The sequence below is a fragment of the Rubripirellula lacrimiformis genome (assembly GCF_007741535.1).
GTDB lineage: Bacteria > Planctomycetota > Planctomycetia > Pirellulales > Pirellulaceae > Rubripirellula > Rubripirellula lacrimiformis.
Genome location: NZ_CP036525.1, coordinates 7609018 through 7633326, shown reverse-complemented (window position 1 = coordinate 7633326; position 24309 = coordinate 7609018). Strand labels below are relative to the sequence as shown.

Genomic DNA, 24309 nt, shown 5'->3' with positions numbered 1-24309 from the left:
GTCTAAAGTTCTGCCTTTTACCTGCGAGATCCATCGCCCTATGTTTCATTTCTTTGCTTGCCGTGTTTTCCGCTTGATCGCTTTGCTGACGGTTGGGAGCCTTGCTTTCTTGTCGGCGAATGTTCGTGCCGAGGACTCTGTTCCTGCGATCGATGTGACCAATGTTCGCCGTGTGTTTGACAACGGTCAGCACAATGCATTTACCGATATGATTCGTTGGCAGGGCCAGTATTGGCTTGCGTTTCGAAGTTGCCCTGACGGCCATATGGTGCATTCCTCGTCATCGATCATCGTTCTTCGTAGCGATGATGCGAAAACGTGGGACACCGTTCATCAGTTTTCCGTCCCGCTGCGTGACACCCGCGATCCACACTTCTTGGCCTTCAAGGGAAAGCTGTTCATCTTCACCGGTACCTGGTTCAGTGGAGAGGGCAAGCTGGATCGCGAGGACTACGACATCAACAAGCAGCTTGGTTTTGCCGTTTCGACGGACGATGGCAAATCGTGGAGCGAACCGCAGCAAATGGAAGGGACGTACGGGCACTACATTTGGCGAGCGGTGACGGATGGTGAAACCGCGTACCTTTGTGGTCGTCGCAAACGGGGCTACAGCGAAGCCGAATCCGGTGCGGGTGGCGCTTCGATTTTGGAAGGGACGCTGTTGGAAAGCACGGATGGTTTGAACTGGAAATTTCGATCGCTATTTCAACCCGAATCAGGAAACGAAACCGCATTTCAGATACTGCCTGACAAAACCATTTTGGCACTCAGTCGCCAGAACGGACCGGCTTCACAACTAGCCCGTTCGCGACCACCGTACCTGACGTGGGATCGCAAGCCGTTGCCTCTTTTTGTTGGCGGACCGATGCTGGAATCGTGGGGCGATCGGTTGTTGGTCGGCGGGCGAAGGAATACCGGCGCCGGACCGAAGACCGCACTCTACTGGCTAATCGATGACGAACTGGAACCCATCGCGGAACTGCCTAGCGGTGGTGACAATTCGTATCCGGGATTCATCGCGATTGACGACCGGCACGGTTTGGTATCGTGGTATTCCAGCCACGAAACGGACGCAGGTGGGAAGGTGATCACTGCCATCTATTTGGCAGATGTTCAGATCCAATAGCCATGCTGCAAACAGGATAAGTACTTATGAAATACCGACTGATCATCGCTTTGCTGTTCGCCGGTGCGTCGTTGCCGAGTCCGTGCCAGGCAGCCGGCGCCGCCCCGCTGGTCGTGGACACGGACTTCGAAGGCGGTTCCGCAACGGTTGTTGCAATCGATCAAGAACGATCGACCATCACCTTCATGCCGGGCGGTGATCCCGCGCGCGGCTGGCCTGCGTGGTGGTACTTTCGCGTCACAGGATTGTCCCCCGGTCAGACGCTGACGTTGACGTTGCAGGCCTCCGATCGTGTTGCGGCCGAACGGCGGCGTGCCGGAGGAAAGCCGATACCCGCGTACTGGTCGCAGCCTTCGCAAGCGGCATGGTCGGTTGATGGAAAGAAGTGGCGGCAGTCGCGTCCCGGGAACCTCAGCGATTCGGCCATGACCTACGAATTGACCTCACCCGGCAACGAACTGTGGGTTGCCTGGGGGCCGCCGGCGACAACCGGCATGATCAACCAATGGATCCAAGGCATTGCCAACCAATACGATTTCGTCCACTCGTTCCGGCTTTCCAAAACACGCGAGGGGCGTGTGGTCCATGGAATCCGCATTGGCGGTGACGGTGATCCCGATCGCCAGTTGCGACCGGTCGTCTGGTTGCAGGCACGCCAACATGCTTGGGAAAGCGGTTCAAGTTGGGTCGCGCGTGGGATCGGCCAGTGGCTTGTGGGCGACTCGGAAGACGCCCAATGGATTCGCGACAACGCGGTCGTTTATGTGGTTCCCATCATGGATGTGGATCGCGTTTCGACAGGCGACGGCGGCAAAGGGGCTCTGCCGAACGATCACAATCGCGACTGGTCCGATCAGCCTCACTATCCCGAGGTGGCAGCGGCGCAGCAGCGAATCGGTGCGTGGGGAACCGACGCTCGGCTGGCCGTCTTTGTCGATCTTCACAATCCTGGGCCGAACGACAAGGAAGCGTTTTTCTTTGTGCCTCCCCCCGAGGTGGTCGGCCCGGCTGAACTCGCCCGGCGCAGTGAATTTCTTGATCTGATTTGCGACGTCTATGACGGACAAATTCCGATGACTCGCAAGACCCGTTCGACCGGCCCTCGCTACGATCCGAACTGGCAAAAAATCTCGGGGACTTGGGTGTCGCAGCACAGCGATGACCAAGCGGTGTCGGTCTGTCTCGAAACGCCATGGGATACCCCCAACAGTACGATCGCCGGTTACGAATCCGTCGGTGCCGGTCTAATGAAAGGCATCGCGAAGTTTCTGCAAACAGAAGATCCAACGCAGCAATCCACCGAATGACCGATTCGCTCTCCGGATTCTTACCTCCCGCCTCCTACCGCTCGCCTGCCCACATGACAACCGCTTCCGCGCCCCGACACTTTGCCACGGGGTCACCCGTCGCCAAAGTCGCCAGACTTTGGACACGAAGCGCCGGTCGGGGCCAAGCCCTGGTCCGATCGGTGAGGCTGGAACCGAGTGTGGGTCAATCGCTGGGGGCTGTCTTGTTGCTGTTCCTTCTCGCCGGCGCCGCGGCGGACGCAGGCGAGGTCGTTATCGCTCGTTTGCCGGTCGATCCCGCCACTTGTTATCGACTGGTTTTCCAAGCCGACGCCGGTGACCAGCAGGCGAGATGGGTGATCCGTTCGTTCGACCAACGTGGCGACGTTCCCCACGCGGGATGCTACGAGGCTGAGTGGCAGAACCTTGTTTCGGGACAGTCGACATACACGCGCGCCTTTCGAACGCCGCCCGATGCCCAGGCCGTGGAGTTTTCGATCCGCTACAGCGGCGAGCTACCGCAGGTTAGCGATGTGAGGCTGGATCCGATCGTTCCTGATGGGTTGTTGGTCAACGGCGACTTCGGCGAGGGCCAGGGCAACTATTCGGGATGGTCCGAACACAACAACACCGTCATTGAACAGGTGGACGGCAAGACCGCGATGATCGTCCAACACAACGGTTTCGCAATCACCGACCGGTTGCCTGTCGACGGCGGATCGCTGTACCGATTTGAACGCGGTTCGACGATGCCGTCCTATGTGCTGGCATACGACGATGACATGCACCTGTTGCCGCCCAACCGGTACAACAGGCATGCCGAATTCAGGACGCCGGAAACGGCACGCTACCTACGGCTGCTTTATCAAACCAGTTTTGACCATATTCCGGCCTACCGCACCAAAACGATCACTTCGGTGGCGCTGCGTCGTGTTGATGAAGATGGGGTCGATGAAGATGGGGTCGATGAGGGTGCGTCCGCATCAGTCGCTGCGCCGACCGACAGTCCGGTGTTTCCGGGCGAGATCATTCTTAGCGGCGGGTGTGATGCCAGGCAGCGGTACGCCGCGCAAGAACTGCAGCACTGGATTCGACAGATCACCGGCAAGCGGATTCCTCTGCTGGCGAAACCATCTGACCGTGCGAACACCAAGATCCTGTTGGGCGCCGAATGGGCAACGCCGTACGCCGATGATTTGAAGTTCTTGGCCGATTCCGACGGTTACGCGGTGCGTCGTGACGGCGACAATATTCATGTCTTTGGCAGCCATCCACGCGGCACGTTATTTGGGGTCTACGCGCTGCTTGAAAAGAACACGGACATCATCTGGCCGCGTCCGCATCCGGACTTCGTTGCGATCTTTTCGAAACAGGCCAACATCGATTTCAGGGACACTGACTTTCGGTCTCGTCCCGCCTTCGAAATACGCGAAATGAACTTCGCCGGTGGCGATCCGAATCCGGTGCTCAGTCATCAATGGATTGGCCGTAACGGTGGCAATTCGCCGATCAAACTGGGCAAAGGTTTTCCCTGGTTGCAGTGGCGATCGGGAGCCACCATTGGCGCCGGTGGCGGGTACATCTGGTCGTTCATGGGGTTGGAGCAAGAAGACGAGACGTTGTATCCGCTGGTCAACGGCAATCGACTACGAAACAAGTGGCGGCAACCGTGCTACACCCATCCGAGCGTCCCTCGCATCATGGCCGACGCCGCCCGAGAAATGATCGACAGTGTGCCTGGCATGCCGCTCGAATTCCTGATCTCGCGCATTGGTGATAACTGGGAAGTCTGCAACTGTGACGAATGCATGAAGCCGATTGAACTGGCCGACGGTACGGAACTGGCCGCCACGTCGACCAACAGTGTGAAGGACCAACTGTTCTTTTCGACTCGCAACTACATGATGTTGAACAAGATGGCGGCGAACCTGGTCGAAGACAATCCGACGCTGAAACTGCACACGCACGCCTACATTTTTGCGTCCGAGCCACCCAAGGTTCAGCTGCACCCCGCGATCGTGCCCCACTTTGCAGCGTATCCGACCAAGGACGAACGCTATCCGATCATGGAACAGAAGAGTGAACGCGGCAGCGTTTGGAAGCGACGCATGCAGCAATGGGGGGAACAGCAGGAAGTGCGGTTTGGCTACTTTGGATACTACTATGCCAGCGGATTCAATGCGTTGGCCGATACCGCAGGCCCCGACTACCGGGCGCTTGCCGAAATGGGCGGGATCCACGCACACAACGAAGGGTTCCCGGCCGATGGTAGCGGCGATCTGAACAGCTGGGATGTGGACGGCGTCGAAAAATGGATCATCGCGAAACTGCAGTGGGACCCCACTCTGGATCCGGCGGATCTGCGTGAACAGTACATCACGCGGACTTACCGCGATGCGGCGCCCCAGATGATCCAGTTCTATCAGTTGATCAGCGATTCCTGGCATGATGCATCGAATCCAACGCCCGTGAACTGCCACACCGCATCGACGGAACTGTTTCAGAAGTTCATCGTCGATCCGGGCATCGAAAAAGACGCACGACGTTTGCTGTTGGACGCAAAGAATGTCGCCACGGATCGGCGATCGATCAAGCTGATCGAACGGACGCTCGCCAAGTTCGACATGTTGGCGGCTGAACTGAACCGATTGCCTGTTCCGTTGGTTGCAGAATCGACTCAGCAATGGAATCAGTACGAATCGCCGCATTGGTACAAGGCTCACCAAGTCAGCGACTTCAAGCCTGTCGCGAACTGGCGGCCAGTTCCGCAGGATCATTCTCCCCTTCACAAAACAACCGTTGCGATGATGCGAGACCAGGATAGCCTGTACTTCAAAATGGATGCTTTCGACGACGCTGCGAAGGCGACCGCACCACCATCGCAAACCGATGTCTTCCCCGCCGACGACCGGGTGGAGATCGTTTTGCGTTCTGGTTCCGACACTTATTACTTTGCGTTGGGAGCAGACGGTGGCACCTATTCGCTGAAGAACTGGGACACGAATCGTGACTGGTCCAACAAGACTCGGGTTCGCTACGTTGCCGGCAATGGCCGATGGTCCGCTCTGCTTGCCGTGCCGCTTGCTGACATTGGTGTGGATTCGGAATCCGTCGATTTGGACGGCAAGTTTTGCCGTGTGTTCAGCCCGCATACTCCGCAGCGCGAAGAGAGCACCTTGAATGGGCGAAGCATCTTCCATGATCACACTCTGCTGCGCAGCCCAATGAACCTAGATCAGTGAGCGCCCTTCGGAGTCGCTCGGATCGACAGCGTCAGTCCCAATCCACTGAACCACTCGAGACCATTATTAGATGACCCCTGTCAACGTTCTCGCCGGATTGTGGTTGCTGTTGGCGGTGACATCGGCCAACGCCCAAAGTCTGCTGGACATCACGTTCAACCAGAGTCGCGATGTCACGCAGTTTGAACCGCTGACCGATGGGGTCACGTGGGGGACGGCGCGAGATCAAAGCTGCCTGATCGTCGATGCCGGTGTGGCAACCCAGGCCCTGAAGCCGATCGCGGTGGAATCGCCAACGAAATACAAGCTGACCCTCCGTGCGGCGGTAGATGACAGCGATACGATCGAAACCAACGATCGCATCGCAGAGATTATGTCGAAGAACGGAGGCCGCAGCTTTGCCGAATGCGAGTTGGATTTCTTCGACAGTTCGGGAAACAAAACCACCTTCCTGTTGTACGGGTCCACTGCGGTCGATACGTCGGGGATCGCGATCGTGTCTGGCGAATTTCGCGATTGCGTTTTCGTGTTCTACGCACCGCCGAACGCAGACACGCTGCGACTGAGTCTGACGCCGCGAAAGCGAACGCTGTATGTCCAGAGTCTGAAACTGGAACCGGAAACCACCGAAGGCACCGTCAACTGCAACCCGGACTTTCGGTATGGCCAATTCAATGCCGGTGGTTGGCGTCCGAATTCGGAGGGACGTCTGTTCAAGCGTCCGGACAATCGCACGGTCATGAAGTGTGGCAGCGATTCTCGAAGTTCATTCTTTCCCGTTGATGATGAATCTCGATATTCGTTCCTGTGCCAGGGGACCGGTTACGGTCCAATCTCAGGCAAAGTGATTGTGACGTTCTATGACGAAGCCGGTCAAGAACTTGGGTACACGCATCTGTTCTGGGACAGAGACATGCAGCAGGGAGCGACGAAATCCGGCATCCAGCCGATCCCCGGATCGAAATTCGCGATGCTGAAGCCGTCACGAATCATTTTGGAAAAGGTCATGGTCACCGAAGACGATCCGACCTAGCTGTGGCCGGTACGCCTCCCTTCCATGCCCGGTATGCAACGCATGATCGATATGTGTTGGGAATCCAGTAGTGGGAATCGCCAAAATTCCCCTCCCCCGCCAACCCGACGGTCGGGAATTCTGGCGAATCCCACTGCGACGCAGGTTCGATCGTTGTCTGGACGGACTCGTGGCCTCGTCCTCCACGGCATATATTTCCCATCCGTCGCTCGATGAAACCGAGGTCAGGAACGCGCCTTGAACAAGCATTCGGGTGATCTAGGATTGGTGGACGCGGACACTCGATAGAGGGTTCCCCCACGAAGCGTCCAAGACAGCGTTCCAAGACGAATCACACCAGCGACGCGCCTCCGGCCTGCGGTTCGTGTTTTGCGGATTCGAATTTGGCTGGGGCACTTTGATACAGTAGTGACGCCGCAATCGGTGGGCTTCCAGCTTGTCTTGACGAATTTGACAGGCGGGCAGCCGTTCCCAATTTATCCATCACGAAAAGGAAAGCTATGAAACATCTTCTTCAATCGGTCTTGCTCGCCACCGTAGCGATGACACCACTTTCATTCGCAGTCGCCGATGAATACCTGTCGGGCATTGATTGGCAAGAGCCCAAGGTGGTCACCCCTGGCGACACAGCGAGTGATCCGCCATCCGACGCGGTCGTTCTGTTTCGCGAACCCGAAGATATCCAAAACTGGAAGAACGGCGAGAATTGGAAAGTCGAAGACGGCGCGTTGGTTGTCGGGAAAGGCTTTGTCATCAGCAAAGAAACGTTCGGTGATTGCCAAGTTCATATCGAATGGTCAGCGCCGGAGCCTGGTGACCGAAAGGGTCAATCACGCGGCAATAGCGGCATCTTCCTGATGGGGATCTACGAGATTCAAGTGCTCGATTCCTATCAAAGCGAAACCTATTTTGACGGTCAGGCCGGTGCGATCTACAAGCAAACTCCGCCCGCGGTCAACGCGATGCGTCCACCGGGACAATGGAACACTTATGACATCTTCTGGACTGCACCGCGATTCGATGATGACGGAAAGTTGCTGTCGCCGGCGTACATCACAGCGATGCACAACGGGGTGTTGATCCTGAACCACTTCGAAGTCCAGGGCGATACTCCCTTCACCCGTCCACCGGAATATAACGCGCATCCGGCCCGAGGACCGATCACGATTCAGGACCATGGATCGCCGGTTCGGTTTCGCAATATCTGGGTTCGTGACTTCCAACCTGCTCAGACCGCCGATCAGGCTGCCGACCAGAAGTAGTCGATCAGCGGGGCACCGAATGCCGCCAATTCGCGGGCAAAGTGATCGTTTCCGCAGCGGGTATGGTGAGAGTGGGGGGTCTGAAAACCGGTCAAAGTTGTTGGCCAACGGGGTACTGCGATGGTTTATACTGAGGGTCCCTCCCCAGATCCCACCCCACCTCCCTGCCCGCCATGTCTGATCGCCTGTTTGCTAGGTTGTCGTCCGTTCCCATCGCTGTCGCGTTGGTGTTGCTAGGGATCGTTTGTCAAACCGCTGTCTTGCCAGGCAGTGTTCTGGCCGATCAGACAGCAGTGGATCGGCCAACCGATTCCGAACTGCCTGTCAGTTTTGAATTGGACGTCCAGCCGATCCTGGCTGCCCAAGGGTGCAACGCCGGTGCCTGCCACGGCAAACAACGTGGTCAGAACGGGTTCCAGCTGTCGCTACTAGGTTTTGATTCGGACTTTGATTACGCGTCGATTGTTCGACAGGCTCGCGGCCGTCGGCTGACGATCCGGTCGCCCGAATCCAGTCTTTTGATCCAAAAGGCAACCGCCCAACTACCGCATGGTGGCGGCCGGAAGATCGAGGTCGGCTCGGATTCCTATGCGACCTTGGTGGCCTGGATCCGCCAAGGGGCACCGCGACGTGTGGATGACGAGCCGTCGGTGACTTCCGTTGAAATCGCCAAGACAGAGTTCCTGTTGAAGCCCGCAGAAGTCGATCAACTTTCAGTCGTCGCCCACTACAGCGACGGCAGCACCCGTGACGTCACTTCGTTAACGGGTTACCTGGCCAACGATTCGGCGGTCGTATCGGTCGACGATTCGGGGAAACTTGTGGCTGGTCCGATTCCAGGCGAAACGGCGGTGATGGCTCGCTACATGAATCACATTCGTGTGGCAAACGTCAGTATCCCACGCACGGCGTCGCTGCCCGACGGATATTACGACCAACAGCCACGTGCGAACTTCATCGATGACTTGGTCTACGACAAACTGAACCAGCTTCAAATCCAATTATCGGATCCGGCCAGCGAGTCGATATTTCTGCGCCGTGTTTACACCGACGTCATCGGGCGGGTCCCGACCGTCGAAGAGGCCGACCAGTTTCTGCGGTCCTCGGATCCAGCGAAGCGTGAACAGTTGGTCGATCACCTGCTGAATCAACCCGAGTACATCGATCACTGGGCCAATCAATGGGCCGACCTGTTGCGTCCCAATCCATATCGGGTCGGAATCAAGGCGGTTTTGAACTATGACAATTGGATTCGCCAACAGTTTCGTGAAGACGTTTCCTATGACGAATTTGCACGTCGGCTGATCACGGCGAAGGGCAGTACATGGCAAAACGGTGCGTCGACGTTGTTTCGCGATCGACGCAGTCCGGACGAAGTCGCCACGTTGGTCAGCCAACTGTTTCTGGGCGTCCGATTGGAATGTGCCAAGTGCCACCACCATCCTTTTGAAAAGTGGAGTCAGCACGACTTTTACTCCTTCGCCGCCTACTTCGGAAAAGTTGGCCGCAAAGGAACAGGATTGTCACCGCCAATCTCCGGTGGCGAGGAAATCGTTTTCGTTTCGACCAAGGGCGACGTCAAACATCCGGTGACCGACGAAGTGCTGGCCCCGTCGCCTCTGTTTGGAAAGGCTGACGTGCCCGAGGGGACAGATCCGCGTGACGCGCTAGCCACCTGGATGACGTCCCCCCAGAACGACTATTTCGCCAAAGTCCACGTCAACCGTTTGTGGGCGCACCTGATGGGCCGGGGCATCGTCGACCCGGTAGACGATCTGCGCAGCACGAATCCGCCCAGCAATCCGGCATTGCTGGATGCGTTGGCAGTGCACTTCCAAGAATCCGGCTACAACCAGAAAGATCTGATCAAGTCGATCGTCCTATCCAACGTCTACTCGCTCAGTTCGGTGCCCAACGAAACCAATGCGAGTGATCGGCTGAACTATTCGCGTCACTACCGGCATCGGTTGCGTGCCGAAGTGCTCGCCGATGCTGTGGCGGACGTTACGGAAACGTCTGAATCGTTTTCGGCGCTGGCACCGCAGTCGCGATCCAACCAGGTATGGACCCACCGGATCGAATCGGTGTTCCTGGATACGTTTGGCAGACCGGACGAAAACCAGGATCCGCCATGCGAGCGGATTCCGGATTCGTCGGTCACGCAAACGTTGCACCTGATGAACTCGACCCAGATCGATGGACGCATTCGCAGCGATTCAAGCCGTGCGGCACGGTTGGCGAAAAGCGACCAGTCTGCGGCGGATCTCGTATCCGAGTTGTACTTGGCGATCTTTTCCAGAACGCCAAATGCCGACGAGCAACGTTACTGCGAATCTCTGATTACGGATGCTGGTGAGAATCGGCGAACTGCTGTTGAAGACTTGATGTGGGCGATGATGAATTCGCCTGAGTTTATTATTCAAAACTGATGAGCCATGGCTAAACACTGGACAAACTGCGAAGGACTGACGCGCCGCGACGGTCTGAAATTGGGCCTTGGTGGACTGGTCGCCGGAGGGCTCTCTGGCGCATTGGGGGCGAAGGCAAGAGCATCGGAAAGCTCGGCTTCCCCCAAGCGTCATGCTCAGGCCGATGCTTGTATCTTGGTCTGGATGGATGGGGGGCCGAGTCACTACGAAACGTTTGATCCGAAACCCGACGCTCCCGTGGAAATTCGTGGCATCTATCAACCGATCGCGACCCAGACGCCGGGAATCCAATTCGCCCAGCCAATGGAAAAGATGGCGGCGATCAGCGATGACTTGGCAGTCGTCCGGTCGATTCGACATGACCAGGGAAACCATGGCGCTGGAAATCACTACATGATGACCGGTGCCCCGCCGCGGATTCCGGTTGGCTGTGGTGCGTTCGTCAGTTTCCACCCCAGCCTGGGAAGCGTTGTTTCGAAAGAAATCGGTGCTCCACACGGGATCCCTGCCTACTTCTCGTTGCCTCGCATGTCGCGTTCCGGCGGGCCCAATTTCTTGGGCAGCAAGTATGCACCCTTTGTGGTTCCCGACAATCCGAACAACTCTGGATTTCGCGTCCGTGATGTCACGATTCCCAGCGGCCTGACCGATGGGCGGTTCAGTTCGCGGCAAGAGATCCGCAGTCGCATCGATACGATGCTGCGGTTCAACAACGCGGCAGTCGCTGACCCCACGTTGGCGGTCGACGAATTTTATCAGCAAAGTCTGCAGATCATCAGCAGCAAAGAAGCACAGGCTGCGTTCGATATCCACAAAGAATCCGATGCTGTTCGCGATGCCTATGGGCGGAATTCGTTTGGCCAGCAGGCTCTATTGGCAAGGCGATTGGTCGGCGCCGGAGTCCCCTTCGTCACGCTTTACAGCGGTGGTTGGGACCATCACGTCGATATTTTTAAGTCGCTGGATACGAAGTTGCCGCCGTTCGAAGCGACCGTCGCTGCACTGATCGCTGACTTGAAACAGCAGGGAATGTTGGAACGCACCTTGGTCGTTGTTCTGGGGGAATTCGGCCGGACGCCAAAGATCAACGAACGCGGTGGACGTGACCATTGGTCCAACGCAATGAGCGTCGTGTTTGCCGGTGGGCAAACGCGTGGTGGGCAAGTCATCGGGGCTACTGACCGCCAAGGGTATGCAGCGGTCGAACGAGTTCTATCACCAGAGAACTTCGTGTCGACGATCTACCGGAAACTAGGGATCGATCCTGACCAGATGATGTACACCGGACAGGGACGCCCGACTCACTTGGTCAGTGACGCGACCCCGATTGACGAGCTGATGAGCTAGTCCTGCGCGTCGACTGAACTTTCATATCGCCTGGCGTGGATAAAGCAACGAGTCGTCTCGATTCGCCCACCCCCAGGGACGCGTGGACTTGTCTAATCCCCCCCCACTTCTGAACCAAGCAGCGACGGAATACTAGTGACCATCGTATCGAAAGCCATCTACCGCGATACAGCGGATCGTTCTATCGATACGTGTCGCTGTGCGGTGTTCCGAATCCTGGGCCATCGTCTGTCCTGGGGACTGGTTCTGTGGTGTGGCTTACCACATCTGGCTCATTCGCAGATCAAGCTAGATCGTCTGTTTCCGCCGGTGGTTGCGGCGGGCGCACAGACGCCTGTCACCGCCGAGGGGACCTTTCCGAAATGGCCACCCCGCATTGATTGCGACTCCCCGCACGTTTCCGTCACGACGGAAAAAGAGTCTGGGAAGATGACGGTCAAGGTCGCCGGCGACGCGACGCCTAGCGTTGCTTGGATTCGGTTCTTCGATGATCAGTCGGCAACAGCATTGGTCCCTCTTGTCGTTTCGGCAGACACGGTTTTTATAGAGGCCGAACCCAACGATCAGCGATCGCAAGCGAACGTAATCGCGGTTCCGACCATCGTCGCAGGGCGGCTGGCCAAGGGAGGTGATAGCGATGCCTATCGTGTGTCGATCAAGTCCGGCCAAACGTTGGTGGTTTCGGCAACGGCCAATCAGGTGCTGAAGTCTCCCATGGATTCGGTTCTGCAATTGACCGATCTTCGCGGAAACGTGCTGGCCCAGTCCGATGACGTTCGAGGATTGGATCCGCAAATCGTCTTCGCCGCGGACGCCGATCAAGACTGCTTGATTCGCATCTTTGCGTTTCCCGAGACACCCAACAGCACGATTGGGTACGGAGGTTCGGCTGCCTTCGTTTACTCGCTAGACGTGACCACTGGCCCGTTTGTGGATCATGTGGCCAGCGACGGTGAAAAGATCGTCGCGTTTGGATACAACCTGGACGATCCTGCCACTGCCACATTGGTCCAGTCGGAGTCAACCGAAACGAAAGCGGTCGGACCGCCGATCGCGATCGTTCCAGGGGCGCTGGGATGGTCGTGGCTTTCGCCGGCCGACGATGGTGTCCATCGTGTTTTGCCCGGTGGCGATTTTGATGGAACGCTGCCGGCACTGCTGTTCGGGCACCTTCGCGAACCCGACGAAACGCACCACTACGCCTTTGCCGCCAACAAAGGCACCAAGTACCGTGCGGAAGTGCGGTCAAAGACCGACGGGTTCCTACTCGATTCAAAGCTGACGATCAGCGACCAAAAGTCGGGGAAACTTCTGGCCAGCAACGATGACGTTTCCTCCGGCCGCTATGACGCGGGAGTCGACTTTACCGTCGCTGAAGATGGGATGGTCGATGTTGCTATCTCGGAAATGTTAAGCGGCTTTGGTCCACGGCACTTTTATCAGCTGTCCATTCATCCGGCGGATCCGCAATGTCACCTTTCAATCGCGGATGACCATTTTGCGGTGACGCGAGACAAGCCGCTCGAAATCGCGGTCTCGGTGAATCGCATCGCCGGTTTCAATGAAAAAGTACAGGTCATCGCGTTGGACCTTCCCGCGGGAATCGAATCCGAAGCGGTGATTTCGGAACCCAAGGGTGGCACGTCCAAGTCGGTGACATTGAAATTGGTCGCCGCGGAAGCTGATGCGGACGGGGGAACCGACAACGCGATCGGTCACAGCAGGTTTCGGATCGTCGGAACCGTCTTGGATGCCGAAGACAAACCGTCCAAACGTACCGTGGACGCAACCTTCCCATTGCGACCATCCATTCCCGTCACCGAGTTCTGGATCACTGTCCCGCCCGTTCCGACTGAAAAAGCAAAATCATGATCCGTCCGACAACAAAGACGTTGGTTGTCATGCTGGCCTTCGGCTTTCAATCGTTGGCGAAAGCAGACGGTCTGCCGATCGATGAACTGCCGCAAGATCACGAGGTGATTTTCAGCCGGGACGTTGCGCCGGTCCTGAAAAAGAATTGTGTGGCCTGTCATAACGCCAGCAACGAAGAAGGCGGCGTGAATCTTGAATCGGTGGCCAAGATGAAGTCATCGGACGTTGATGATGTTTTGGTCCCGGGGAAACCAGAGGCCAGTCTGCTGTTCTTGCTGGCGTCTCACACCGACGATCCGGTGATGCCGCCGCAGGACAACGATGTTTCTGCTTCCGCAATGAACCCGGTCGAACTGGCGCTGCTGCGCCGTTGGATCCAATCCGGTGCCGTCGTCGATCAGGGGGCCAGTGATCCGATCAAGCGATCGTGGCAACCGCTGCCATCGATGCTGCAGACCGTCTACGGTTCGGCAATGACAGCGGACGGAAGGTTGTCGGCGGTTGGTTTCGGAAACCAGATTCGGTTGTTCGGTGCGAAGTCTGGCCAGTCCATCGAGACGTTGGGAACGGGCGCCGACGATCAACGGAAACCTGCTCACGACGATTTTGTCCAGGATCTGTTTCTGGACCCCTCGGGTCGCCATCTTGTTTCGGCCGGATATCGAAACGTCAAGTTTTGGGAAATGTCGCCGTTCGAATCTACCTCGATTCCCGCGATCGATGCGGACGATGTTCTGGCGACAGCGATGAATACCAGCGGCAGTCATCTTGCGGTGCTGTCGCGGCGAGGCAAATTGAGTGTGGCGGAAGTCGGCAAGGATCGATGGCTATGGATGAAAAGCTTCGGCGTTCCCGACGAATTTGGTAGCGACGATCCACCCCAGGTTCACGTTGCTGTGGGGGCGGATGGTCATCAGGCCGCGATCGGGTGGGGCAACACGATCCGTATCGTTCGCATCGATAGCGAGAATTCCGCAGTCGCCGATGCGACCGATCGGATCACGTCCATGCTCTGGCGTGGCCCGGATCAGTTGATGACTGCGGACGCCGTTGGGAATGTCGATTTCTGGAAACGTGATGGATCCGCTTGGACGAAAACGGCGCACAAGGTTTCTGATCAATCGGTGCTGGGGATCTATGCCGCCACGCCACAGACCGGTCCTGTGGTCGCGATCGATGTCTCAGGCAAGGTTGCCATTTGGAATGAAACCAGCAGCGTCTTTGACGATGCCGGGAAATTGCCCGCACCCGCCCTGTCCGCTTCGCTCACACCGACCGGCGATAAATTGTGGATCACAACTGCCTCGGGATCTTTGGGGCAATACAGCATCGCTGATAAAAGCATGGTTGAAGTGGCCGAATTGGATCCGGTCGCAGAAGCCCGATGGGCAAGCGACAACTGGCAGACGCTGGTATCGGAAACTTTGGTCGCCACCCACGACAAAGAGGTCAAACAGGTCGAGAAAGACGTGGCGGCGGAAGAGAAGAATTTAGAAACGTCGGCCAAAGAAATCGAAACCAAAACAAAACTGCGAGACGAGAAAACGGCTGGTGCTGTCGAAGCCCAAAAGGCGGCCCAGGCGGCGGCTGCCAAACTTGCCGAAGCGAAATCTGCACAGCAAACCGGAAATCAGAAACGAGACGAAATCGCCGAGTCGGTCAAACAACTGGCCGCGAAAGTCTCGGATCTGGAAACTCAGCTAGCGAAAGCGAAACAAGAGCACGCGGATGCCGTGAAGCAATTGGCTGGCATTGCTGATGCAAAAACGTTGGAAGCTGCGGTCAAAGCCGCAGCAGATGCGGTTACCAAAGCCGATCAAGCCAAGACGACCAAGGACAGCGAACTTTCCAATGCCGCCGCGGCGCTGCAGTCGGCCGAAGGAATCAAGAGCCGTGGCGAAAAGCGTTTGAAAGATTTGACCGCCCTGCGACAGCGGCAGCAGGAAGCCCTGGCTGGAGCCAAAGCGGAACAAGAAAAACGAAATTCGGATGAGGCTGCTTCGAAAACTTTGCTGGATCAATCGCGAGCCACCGGCCAAACGTTCGCCGTGATGGCAGCGGGAACTCGGATTTTGACACAAGCGGCCAGCTCGGATGGCCAGACGCACGGTCCATGGAGTCTTTGGTCGGGCGCCGGAGACTGGTTGGCAGAGTTGCCGGACATGCCCTCCGGTGGGCAGTTGGTCGCCAGCGGCGATCGTTGTGTCCTGGTTCGTGATGCCAGCGGAAAGACACACGCGTTGGCAAGTTCGCCCCGCTTGATGCAACTTCGCAAGACGATTGGTTCGTCGAATGGCCCCAGTCCGTTTGCTGATCGTGTGCTTTGTGTTGACGTTGATCCATCGGGCAACTTGCTGGCCAGCGGCGGCGGCGAGCCATCGCGAAGCGGTGAATTGATGATCTGGAACGCAAACGATGGATCATTGGTGCGAAAGATTTCGAAACCGCATGCCGACACGGTTCTATGTGTTCGCTTTTCACCTGATGGAAAGACGCTGGCTACCGGAGCCGCCGACCAGATGGTCAAGCTGTGGGATGTTGAATCCGGAAAGCTGATCAAGACCTTGGAAGGGCACACCCATCACGTCACTTCCATCGCCTGGAATATCAATCGCCGACAATTGGCAACAGGATCAGCCGATGCGTCGGTCAAGATTTGGAGTGTCGATTCAGGGCAGGCCACGCGAACAATCAGTGGATTCAAAACGGACGTCACTGGACTGGTTTTTGTCGGGCGTGATGATCGCATCGGTGTGGCCTGTGGTGATAGCCACTTCCGGATCTATCGAACGGACAACGGATCCAGAGAAACCAACGCCCAGGTCGTTGGCGGATACCTGTACGCAATCGATTCCAACCGGGACGGCAGCCGGTTTGTCGTCGGCGGCGCTGGCGGTGTCGCATCCCTGATCGACAAGTCGGGGAAACAGCAGGTGCAGTACTCGCCCAGCAACGAGTAGTCGCGATGTCGTATGTCCCGTTGGGCGTGCGGCAATTGCTGTTGAATGAGATGAAAAGAGTTTCGCTTTTGTAGGTAGTCGCTCTATGACCAATGCTAAAAATCGTCGCGCGTTCATGGTTGCGTCGGCAAGCGGGTTCGCTGGGCTTCATTTTGGCACGCCATCGAAGGTCCTGTCGAATGGGTTCGCAGCGGCGCCAGACGCGGCCAAGGCGGGCAGTGGCGGACGGGCCAAGTCGGTGATTCTGTTCTTCCTGTGTGGTGGTGCTTCGCACGTCGACACCTGGGACATGAAACCCGACGCACCGGCGGAGTATCGCGGACCCTTTCAGCCGATCTCGACTTCAGCACCCGGGATTCATTGCTGCGAGCATATGCCGCTACTTGCAAAGCAAACGCATCATTTGGCGGTGATTCGGTCGGTTTGTGGAACGGTCAATACGAATGATCATCACGCCGGGTACTACTACAATTTGACCGGTCATGTCCCGGACACCACCTTCAAAACGCAAGGCAACGATCGGCGTCCCTATGCCGACGATTGGCCGTTCATGGGATCGGTTGTTGGAGCCCGACGACCGAGCCAGCAGGGGTTGCCCAGTGCGATCACACTGCCCCACAAGCCAAGCAAATTGCCGTATACGCGCCCTGGGCAATTTGCCGCTCGGTTAGGTGTCGAGTTTGATCCGCTGTACGTCCAAGGCACGGTCGACGAACCACTGAAATTTCAAGTGCCGTCGCTGGTGCTTTCAGGGGACGTGACGGCTGATCATTTGCGATCCCGACAGCAATTGCTGAAACAATTGGATGTTGCTCGTAGTCATTTCGAAAACTCGGCGGTCGAGCAAACTTGGAAGAAACACCAGCAGCGAACGCTGGATCTATTGCTGTCGTCCAACGCCACCAAGGTGTTTGATCTCGAGAGCGAAAGTGAAGCCACTCGCACGCGATACGGGACGGGCGTCAATGCGATGAGCTTGTTGCTGGCCCGCCGGCTTGTCGAGGCTGAAACGCCGTTTGTGACCGTGTTTTGGAAAGAGAATGAAGCGATCAAGGGCCAGTGCAAAAGTGCGGGAGGCTGGGACACGCACGGCAACAACTTTGATTGTTTGAAGAATCATCTGTTGCCGGAATTCGATCGAGCGTTCTCTGCGCTGATCGAAGACCTGGACCAACGTGGTCTGTTGGACCAAACCTTGTTGGTCGTGAACAGTGAAATGGGGCGGACTCCCAAGATTGGCGATCCGCGATCTGGCGGGGTCGCGGGTGCTGGTCGAGATCACTGGACACATTGCCAAAGCGTGCTGATGGCTGGCGGTGGCATCCAAGGCGGCCAGACCTACGGAAAGAGCGATCGATTGGGGGAGTTTCCGTCGGATCATCCGCTGACCCCCGCCGACATTGCCAAGACGGTTTACCACGCCGCTGGCATTGACGATCTGCGGGCCGAGGACGATCAAGGGCGTCCTTACAATCTGCTGGATGAGGGCCGGCCAATCCGCGAGCTGTTCAGCTAAATCGGCATCCGCAGTCCGCTAGGGTTTGGCGACCCACTGGCGAATGACCGCGGCGTCGGCAATGTTCCACAGTCGGACTTCCCCATCGAAGGAACCGCTGGCGATCGAATGACTTTCTTCGCCGTCCGTCGTCGTTGATGGCTGGAAGCATGCGGTTAGCACCCAATCGCTGTGACCGCTGTACTGTTGCGAGATCTTGTTGCTGGTCAAGTCAATTTGCAGCAGACGTTTGTCGGAACAGGGTACCCAAAGATTGGTTCCGCTGCGGACGATTTTGGAACCTTCGCCACCGGTGCCGACCTCTGCCACCTTCTTGGCGCCTTCGATGTTCCAGCGATGCAGTTTGTTGTCCGCGCCGACTGAAACGACCTGCTTGCTGTCCGCGAGGATCGAAACGCCTCGCACAGCCGCTCCGTGCCCCAAGTAGCTTGACAGTAGGTCGCCTGTTGTTCCGTCGTACACCTTGACGGATTTGTCCCGGCTGGCAGAAGCCAGACGCGTGCCGTCATCGCTCCAGGCAACGGCCGTCACCCAATCCGCATGACTGGCAAAGGCACGGATCTCTTTCAGCGTTTCGGTATTGATGATGCGGATCGTACTATCGGCCGACGCGATGGCTAAATCATTCGTTCCGGGCCGATAAGCCAGATCCAGGACGACATCGTTTGTTCGTGCGATGACTTCTTTGACGTCACCCGAGTTGAAATCCACCAATCGCACCTCGCCGCTTCGCCCGGGTTGGCCGCAACCGACGGCCAGTGTTTGCCCGTCCGATGAAAACGCCAAGGCGAACACCCGTTGACCGATGTTCTGGATCCGTCGAACCAGCGTCGCGTCCTCGGTATTCCAGATCGCAAGCTCGTGATAGCCGCTGGTGACGATCTGCTTGCCGTCGGGCGAGAACGTTGTTGCTGTGATCGGAACCGCTTGGCTGTAGACTTCTGGTGGGTCAGCGTATCGAACCGGTGGCATGACAAGTGACAGCGACAGACCAGAGTCCTTGCCATCGAACTTGCCGCCCGCGGCAACCCACGTTTTGATCAACTGAACCTGCGCCGGGGGCAGAGCATCGTTTTCAGCTGGCATTCGTTCCGATTCGTCATCGCTGATGATGCGGCGAACCAACTCGCTGACATGATCGAGCGAAGCAGCAATCGGCAGTTCACCCGAATCGCCCGCTTTCAGCAACTCGTCGTAAGTATCGACGCGATAGCCTCCCTCGGCCTTCTTCGGTCCGTGACAAGCAAGGCAACTCTCTAGTAGGATCGGAGCGATGTCGCTGCGAAAGCTGACCGTCGCTGCATCGTCCCCTGATGCGGGTGCGCAAAGTACCGCCAACCCAAGCAGCGAACCAGTCGCGAAGCGACGACATCCGATAGCTCGGGACGCAAGTCCCAGGAATGATAAATCTTTCAATGAACGATCTCCTTTTTGGAAAATTGCTGAAAATGCGCCGTGCCCACGTTGCCATTGAAACTTCCCCTGTAATTTTCGCTGCTCGTTGCTAAGGCTTTCAAATTTGGGCGGGAAAATGACATGCAGCAGGATTCCGTAGTGGCTCGACATTGGTAGCGCTCTTGTCGTCGCTTCGCGACGGTTGAAGCTAGTGTTGGAATAGGAATTCGTCGGTGTTGAACAGTGCCCAGCACACGTCTTCGACTCCGACGACTGGATCTGAATTCTTTTTGCAATGATCCAATGCAGACTTCAATTCGATTTCGGATGGTGGGCGACAAACGGCGGCCAAGTAGACTTCCTTCACAACTTCTTCGACCGACTTCCCTGCCGCTAATGATTTGCGGAATCGATTGTTGGCGAGTTGCAACTTTTTATGAATCATGGGACCGTTGAACAGTTCGATGGCCATCCCCAGTGTGGAATCATCGGCTCGTTCGCATGCACAGACGGTACTTCGCTCGGGTTGCCCAAACACTTTCAAAAAGTCGACTTTCACGACGTCCGGGGCCGGCAGGTGCGTAGCCAGCGTTCCCGCAGGCAAGCTGCCGAAGGTCTGGTCGATTGCTAAGGTGCGGTTGATCGCATCCAGCAATTGTTCGGCACCCAATAAGCGCGGTTCTTGATGCGAGAAGTACTTCGAATCTTCTTGATTGAACTCCGTCGTTCGGTAGCTTGCCTGGTAGGTGCGGCTGTTCAGGATGACTCGCAACAGGTGTTTCCGGTCATAACCGCTTCCCACAAAATCTTTCGCCAACGCGTCCAGCAGCGTTGCGTTGGATGGAGGGTTCGAGTCTCGGAAATCATCGATCGGGTCGACGATGCCTCGCGCAAATAGTTGGCTCCAGATGCGATTGGCTTCGATCCTGGCAAAATACGGGTTGTCGGGATTCACCAACCATTCCGCGAACGCGGTGCGTCGGTCGGTGTCGTTCGGCGATTGGATGCTGCCCACCTGCGGCAACCAAGGATCCATCACTTGACCGGTTCGCGGTTGGGTCACGTCGCCGGCAAAGCTGGTATAGACGAACATCTCACCTGGACGATCGGTCTTCCGTCGTTGGACACGATTGAAAAAGGCGCCAAGGCCGTAGTAGTTGTCCTGGGTCCAACGTTCGAACGGATGGTTGTGGCACTTCGCACACTGCAGTCGGGCACCCAGGAAGACTTGCGAGATCGTTTCGACGCACTCGTTCATGTCGGTCGATGTGCGATAGAAGTTCGCCGGCGGATTGGCCAACGTGCTGCCGGCTCCGGTCAGCAACTGCTGTGCAAATTCGTCATACGGCATGTTCTCGTGCAGCGACTGTTCGACCCATCGATGGTATTTGTAGACCCCTTCGTCGCCGACCAACTTGCTGGTCATCTTCAGCAGGTCGCCCCACTTCAACGCCCAAAACTTGGCGTACTCTTCTCGCTGAAGCAGCGTGTCGACGAGACGTTGGCGTTTGTTCGGGGCGGTGTCGGCTAGGAATGCGGTCGTTTCGTCGATGGTCGGTAGGATTCCGATCAGGTCCAAACTGACCCGACGCAGGAATTCATCGTCGCTGCATGTGTCTGCGGGTAAGTATTGCAGTTGCTGCAGCTTCGCATTGACCAACTGGTCAACGTAGTTGTTCGGCGTGGGGGATTCCCACTGGAAATTGGGTAAGTCGTCGACGAACATCAGCGGTACGGATTCGATGTATTCCAGTAACCGCACCAAGATCGCAACTTCACCGCGATCATGTGGCGTCACAAATCCGTTGGCGTCCACGGTCGCAACCGATGTGTCGGATGTTTCATAGGCGACCAAATGAGTCACGTCACGTTCGCGTCCGTCGGAAAACTTCGCCGTAACGGCCAATTGTTGGCCACCATCTTTGATGGCCAAGATCTGTTTCTGACTGGGATAGACTTCCAGTTTGGTGATGCGTGCGATGCCTTCGGGATCGGCCTTGGCACCACCGGCAATCCAGTCACGCAAGATCGGATAGGCCGCGTTGTCTTGGTGCAACTGTTTGCCGCCGCCATGTGCGAGGTTCATCAGTGGTTTCAGCAACAGCAGGCTTTGATCGGGATCAAGGACGTTGGTGCGGCGGCCGAAGTCTTCGCGAATCAAAGTCAATTGATCAAGCTTTTTATCGAAGGCTCGCAGCGACAACCGGAAGCCTCCCTTGCCGCTTGGCGAACCATGGCATGCTCCCGAATTGCAGCCCTGTTTGGACAACGCGACCAAGACCTCGGATTCGAATTCGATCTGACGCGGCGTCGCCATGTTGGAAACTCGCACGGGGATCGCTTGTTGAATGCTGCCGACTTGGACCATCACCTCGGTCTGTCCATCGGCGATCGGATACACGACTCCGTCCCTTACTTCCGCGATTTTGGGGTCCGACGAGGTCAGGCGTGCATGACGAGACCAATCCCGTGGCATGTCTTGCTGGTTGGTCCCGGTGATCGCCAGTTGTTGTCTGGCCCGTGAATCCGCTAACGCAATTTCACTTGGGTAGACCGTCAGGTTTGCAGGACTGTCCAGGATCACAGGCAGCGGATGCGTCGATGTGACGGTGAAGTCCTGCCCTGTGAATTTGCTGTTTGCGTTCAGCGTTAGCTCACGATCGGCAGCCAGGTCCGCGTCGCCGGCGATTTGTAGTTCGAATGTCGCCTGCGTCTGGTCGGCCGCGATCGCGATCGACTCGGGACCGGTGATGCCACATGGCAAGTTTGTCAGCGTGAGAGTGACGGGCTGCGGATCGCCACCTTCACGGCGCAGACGGATTTCGGCACGGACGCGGCCACCCCGGACAAAAGGTTCCGCGAACTGGGCGGTGACGCGAACCGGATCAATCCACTGGATGGGCAGGTTGTACGTTTCGACGCGGCCATGTCCATCCAATTCACCATAGACCAGCAGCGGCAACCGTTCAGGTTCGTCGGTGGCTTGGTCGTTTCGGGTCAGGGTGACCGAGTACGCTTCTTTATCGACCTTGGTCGTCGCGTTCCAGCCAGACGGCAAGGCACTTGGCAGCAGGTCGACGGCTGATTTGAACTTGTCATTGATTCGCTTGGGCTTCAGCGCTGCGGAGTGCGAACGGACGGGGCGGGCAAACTGCACGGGGGATGTTGGTTCCATCGTGAACGGTGCATCCGTTGTCGCGGTCGCGGCCAAAACAATCGCGCCGTCGGCCTGCGTGGCGGGTGCCAGCACGAATGGTTCTTTGACGCGTCGTAGGGCGTGGCTATTCACCAGACAGCTTTGGTTGGGATTGCCGACGGCGGTCGCGATGATTCGCAGCACACCTAGGCTGGCGGCGTTCCAGTGGTCATCTGCCGTGATGTAGATCTTTGCTGTGGTGGCTTTGGCGGGGATACGAGGGTTTAGAATTCGCAACCCAAGTTCGGGGTTCGTCAACGTCAGGTCGATCTCGCCATCGAATCCAAACCGCGAAACCTGCAGGTCCAGTGCACACGCGCCGTGCCCAGGTTCCAGCATGAATTCCTCTCGCGTCTTGGCATCGGGCTTCATCGCAACGGTAAACGTTCCGGCCGGTGTGCAATCAACGAAGTACGCGAATGATTCTCCCCCGCGTTTGAGCAGATCCGTCACTTCCAGTCGATAGTCGCCGTCTTCGGGAAAAGTCGCATCGAAGCTCCATTCATCCGCATCGGTGACTTTCGTTTCAGCGATCTTCGAATCCGCGGCACTGAATAGCTGCATCTGCAGTAGCGTGGGACTGCCCAGACTGCGCGTTTTAGCCGCAAATCGGACGACTTGCCCTTTCGTACCGCGTACCAGATAGCGATCGACTTCGCGGGGTTGTTCCAGTCGACCGTTGATGCCGATCGGTAGCGTCAGGGCATCGGTCGATTCGGCTTCCATGAATTGCGGGTGTGGACTGCGATCGATTGGTACCCAGCTGGATGATTGCCCATCGTCGAATTGGACCCCCATCTGAATCGGCCCCCGATCTGTGGCGGGGAACTCGATTTGACGCGAACCCAAACGTTGTCCATCGGGGCCCGTGAACCCGACCTCGGATTTTTCGCCACTGCGTACAACCAGTGGGAAAGACTGATGAATGATCGGGAAGTCGCCGACCCGTAATTGGTAGGGTGCGCCACCGGCGGAGTTGCGACTGTCGTGAATTTCGATCCAGTAGTCACCCTCGGCGGCCACTTCGTAGCTGAACCGGCAATCTGGACCGACGGAAGTATCGTCCGCTTGGATCAGCGTTTCGCCATCCGCATTGAACAGTCGCAGCACCGGGTCCATCGTAGATCGCAGAGCTTGCGTGTGAACTTCGATCGCAATCCGCTCCCCCGCGGTGGCATGAACGCGATAGAAATCGCTTTTCGATGCATCGCAAACCCCGGCGATGGTTGATCGATTGGCAATCGGCTGTGCTGTTTCCTTGGAATGATTGTTGCCGTTGTCCGTGACCGCATCCAAATCATCGACAAACAATGTGTGTGAATGAATCTTGCCTGTTGCTGTCGTCAGCCAAAGACGGGTGGGACCAAGCGGCACCGTTTCGGAAAGCGTCAGTTGAACCGTGGCTGCGGTGGGTTCAACTTTCTCGATTTTCCAGTCCACCGATGGATCACTGGAAACCAAACGCAGCGATTCATTCAGATCGGTGCCTTGAATCCGCAGCGGGATCGTCTGTCCCGGCCCGGCGGTTCGCGGTTGCACCGAAGTGATCGTCTGGGCGGTGACGGGAAGCGACAAGCACAGCCATCCGAGGCCGGCAAAGCAGATGGTGAGTGTGCGATTTCGCATAAGATTCATTCGATTGGAT

General features: G+C 57.1%; 12 protein-coding genes. 10 read left to right on the top strand and 2 right to left on the bottom strand.

Annotated elements, in window-relative coordinates; genetic code table 11:
• Positions 1-40 precede the first annotated feature (40 nt).
• The 10 genes from K227x_RS26525 (at position 41) to K227x_RS26480 (ending at position 18073) form a co-directional block, all read left to right on the top strand.
• Positions 41-1126 (top strand): sialidase family protein, encoded by a 1086-nt coding sequence (locus K227x_RS26525; RefSeq protein WP_145175124.1) that lies wholly within the window; start codon positions 41-43, stop codon positions 1124-1126.
• A gap of 26 nt (positions 1127-1152) precedes the next feature.
• The gene (locus tag K227x_RS26520) at positions 1153-2433 is read left to right on the top strand and encodes a M14-type cytosolic carboxypeptidase (RefSeq protein ID WP_145175121.1); all 1281 of its coding nucleotides are present in this window, start codon (positions 1153-1155) and stop codon (positions 2431-2433) included.
• Positions 2434-2639: 206 nt separating this feature from the next.
• Positions 2640-5654 (top strand): DUF4838 domain-containing protein, encoded by a 3015-nt coding sequence (locus K227x_RS26515; RefSeq protein ID WP_218933558.1) that lies wholly within the window; start codon positions 2640-2642, stop codon positions 5652-5654.
• A 70-nt stretch (positions 5655-5724) separates the two neighbouring features.
• Positions 5725-6687, top strand: coding sequence for a hypothetical protein (locus tag K227x_RS26510; protein ID WP_145175115.1), 963 nt, complete (start codon positions 5725-5727; stop codon positions 6685-6687).
• Positions 6688-7187: 500 nt separating this feature from the next.
• Positions 7188-7949 (top strand): 3-keto-disaccharide hydrolase, encoded by a 762-nt coding sequence (locus K227x_RS26505; protein WP_145175112.1) that lies wholly within the window; start codon positions 7188-7190, stop codon positions 7947-7949.
• A 173-nt stretch (positions 7950-8122) separates the two neighbouring features.
• On the top strand, positions 8123-10378 hold the full coding sequence (locus tag K227x_RS26500; protein ID WP_145175109.1) for a DUF1549 and DUF1553 domain-containing protein: 2256 nt from the start codon (positions 8123-8125) through the stop codon (positions 10376-10378).
• Between the two features lie 6 nt (positions 10379-10384).
• Positions 10385-11725 (top strand): DUF1501 domain-containing protein, encoded by a 1341-nt coding sequence (locus tag K227x_RS26495; RefSeq protein WP_145175106.1) that lies wholly within the window; start codon positions 10385-10387, stop codon positions 11723-11725.
• Positions 11726-11860: 135 nt separating this feature from the next.
• Positions 11861-13597 carry a serine protease gene (locus K227x_RS26490; protein WP_246146311.1) on the top strand — a complete coding sequence of 579 codons (1737 nt, stop codon included), beginning with the start codon at positions 11861-11863 and terminating at the stop codon, positions 13595-13597.
• Entirely contained in the window at positions 13594-16557 is a 2964-nt protein-coding gene (locus tag K227x_RS26485; RefSeq protein WP_145175103.1) for a WD40 domain-containing protein, read from the top strand. Before K227x_RS26490 ends, K227x_RS26485 begins: the two co-directional genes overlap by 4 nt.
• A gap of 85 nt (positions 16558-16642) precedes the next feature.
• The gene (locus tag K227x_RS26480; RefSeq protein WP_145175100.1) at positions 16643-18073 is read left to right on the top strand and encodes a DUF1501 domain-containing protein; all 1431 of its coding nucleotides are present in this window, start codon (positions 16643-16645) and stop codon (positions 18071-18073) included.
• A gap of 18 nt (positions 18074-18091) precedes the next feature.
• On the opposite strand, the gene K227x_RS26475 is transcribed toward K227x_RS26480, so the two are convergent.
• The gene (locus K227x_RS26475) at positions 18092-19489 is read right to left on the bottom strand and encodes a WD40 domain-containing protein (protein ID WP_218933557.1); all 1398 of its coding nucleotides are present in this window, start codon (positions 19487-19489) and stop codon (positions 18092-18094) included.
• 187 nt (positions 19490-19676) lie between these two features.
• A complete protein-coding gene (locus K227x_RS26470) occupies positions 19677-24299 on the bottom strand; it encodes a DUF1549 domain-containing protein (protein WP_218933556.1) in 4623 nt (1540 codons plus the stop codon).
• Between the last annotated feature and the right edge of the window lie 10 nt (positions 24300-24309).

Coding starts and splice junctions, on each gene's coding strand:
- K227x_RS26525 (WP_145175124.1), top strand. CDS start 41: ATGTTTCATTTCTTTGCTTGCCGTGTTTTCCGCTTGATCGCTTTGCTG.
- K227x_RS26520 (WP_145175121.1), top strand. CDS start 1,153: ATGAAATACCGACTGATCATCGCTTTGCTGTTCGCCGGTGCGTCGTTG.
- K227x_RS26510 (WP_145175115.1), top strand. CDS start 5,725: ATGACCCCTGTCAACGTTCTCGCCGGATTGTGGTTGCTGTTGGCGGTG.
- K227x_RS26505 (WP_145175112.1), top strand. CDS start 7,188: ATGAAACATCTTCTTCAATCGGTCTTGCTCGCCACCGTAGCGATGACA.
- K227x_RS26500 (WP_145175109.1), top strand. CDS start 8,123: ATGTCTGATCGCCTGTTTGCTAGGTTGTCGTCCGTTCCCATCGCTGTC.
- K227x_RS26495 (WP_145175106.1), top strand. CDS start 10,385: ATGGCTAAACACTGGACAAACTGCGAAGGACTGACGCGCCGCGACGGT.
- K227x_RS26485 (WP_145175103.1), top strand. CDS start 13,594: ATGATCCGTCCGACAACAAAGACGTTGGTTGTCATGCTGGCCTTCGGC.
- K227x_RS26480 (WP_145175100.1), top strand. CDS start 16,643: ATGACCAATGCTAAAAATCGTCGCGCGTTCATGGTTGCGTCGGCAAGC.
- K227x_RS26470 (WP_218933556.1), bottom strand. CDS start 24,299: ATGAATCTTATGCGAAATCGCACACTCACCATCTGCTTTGCCGGCCTC.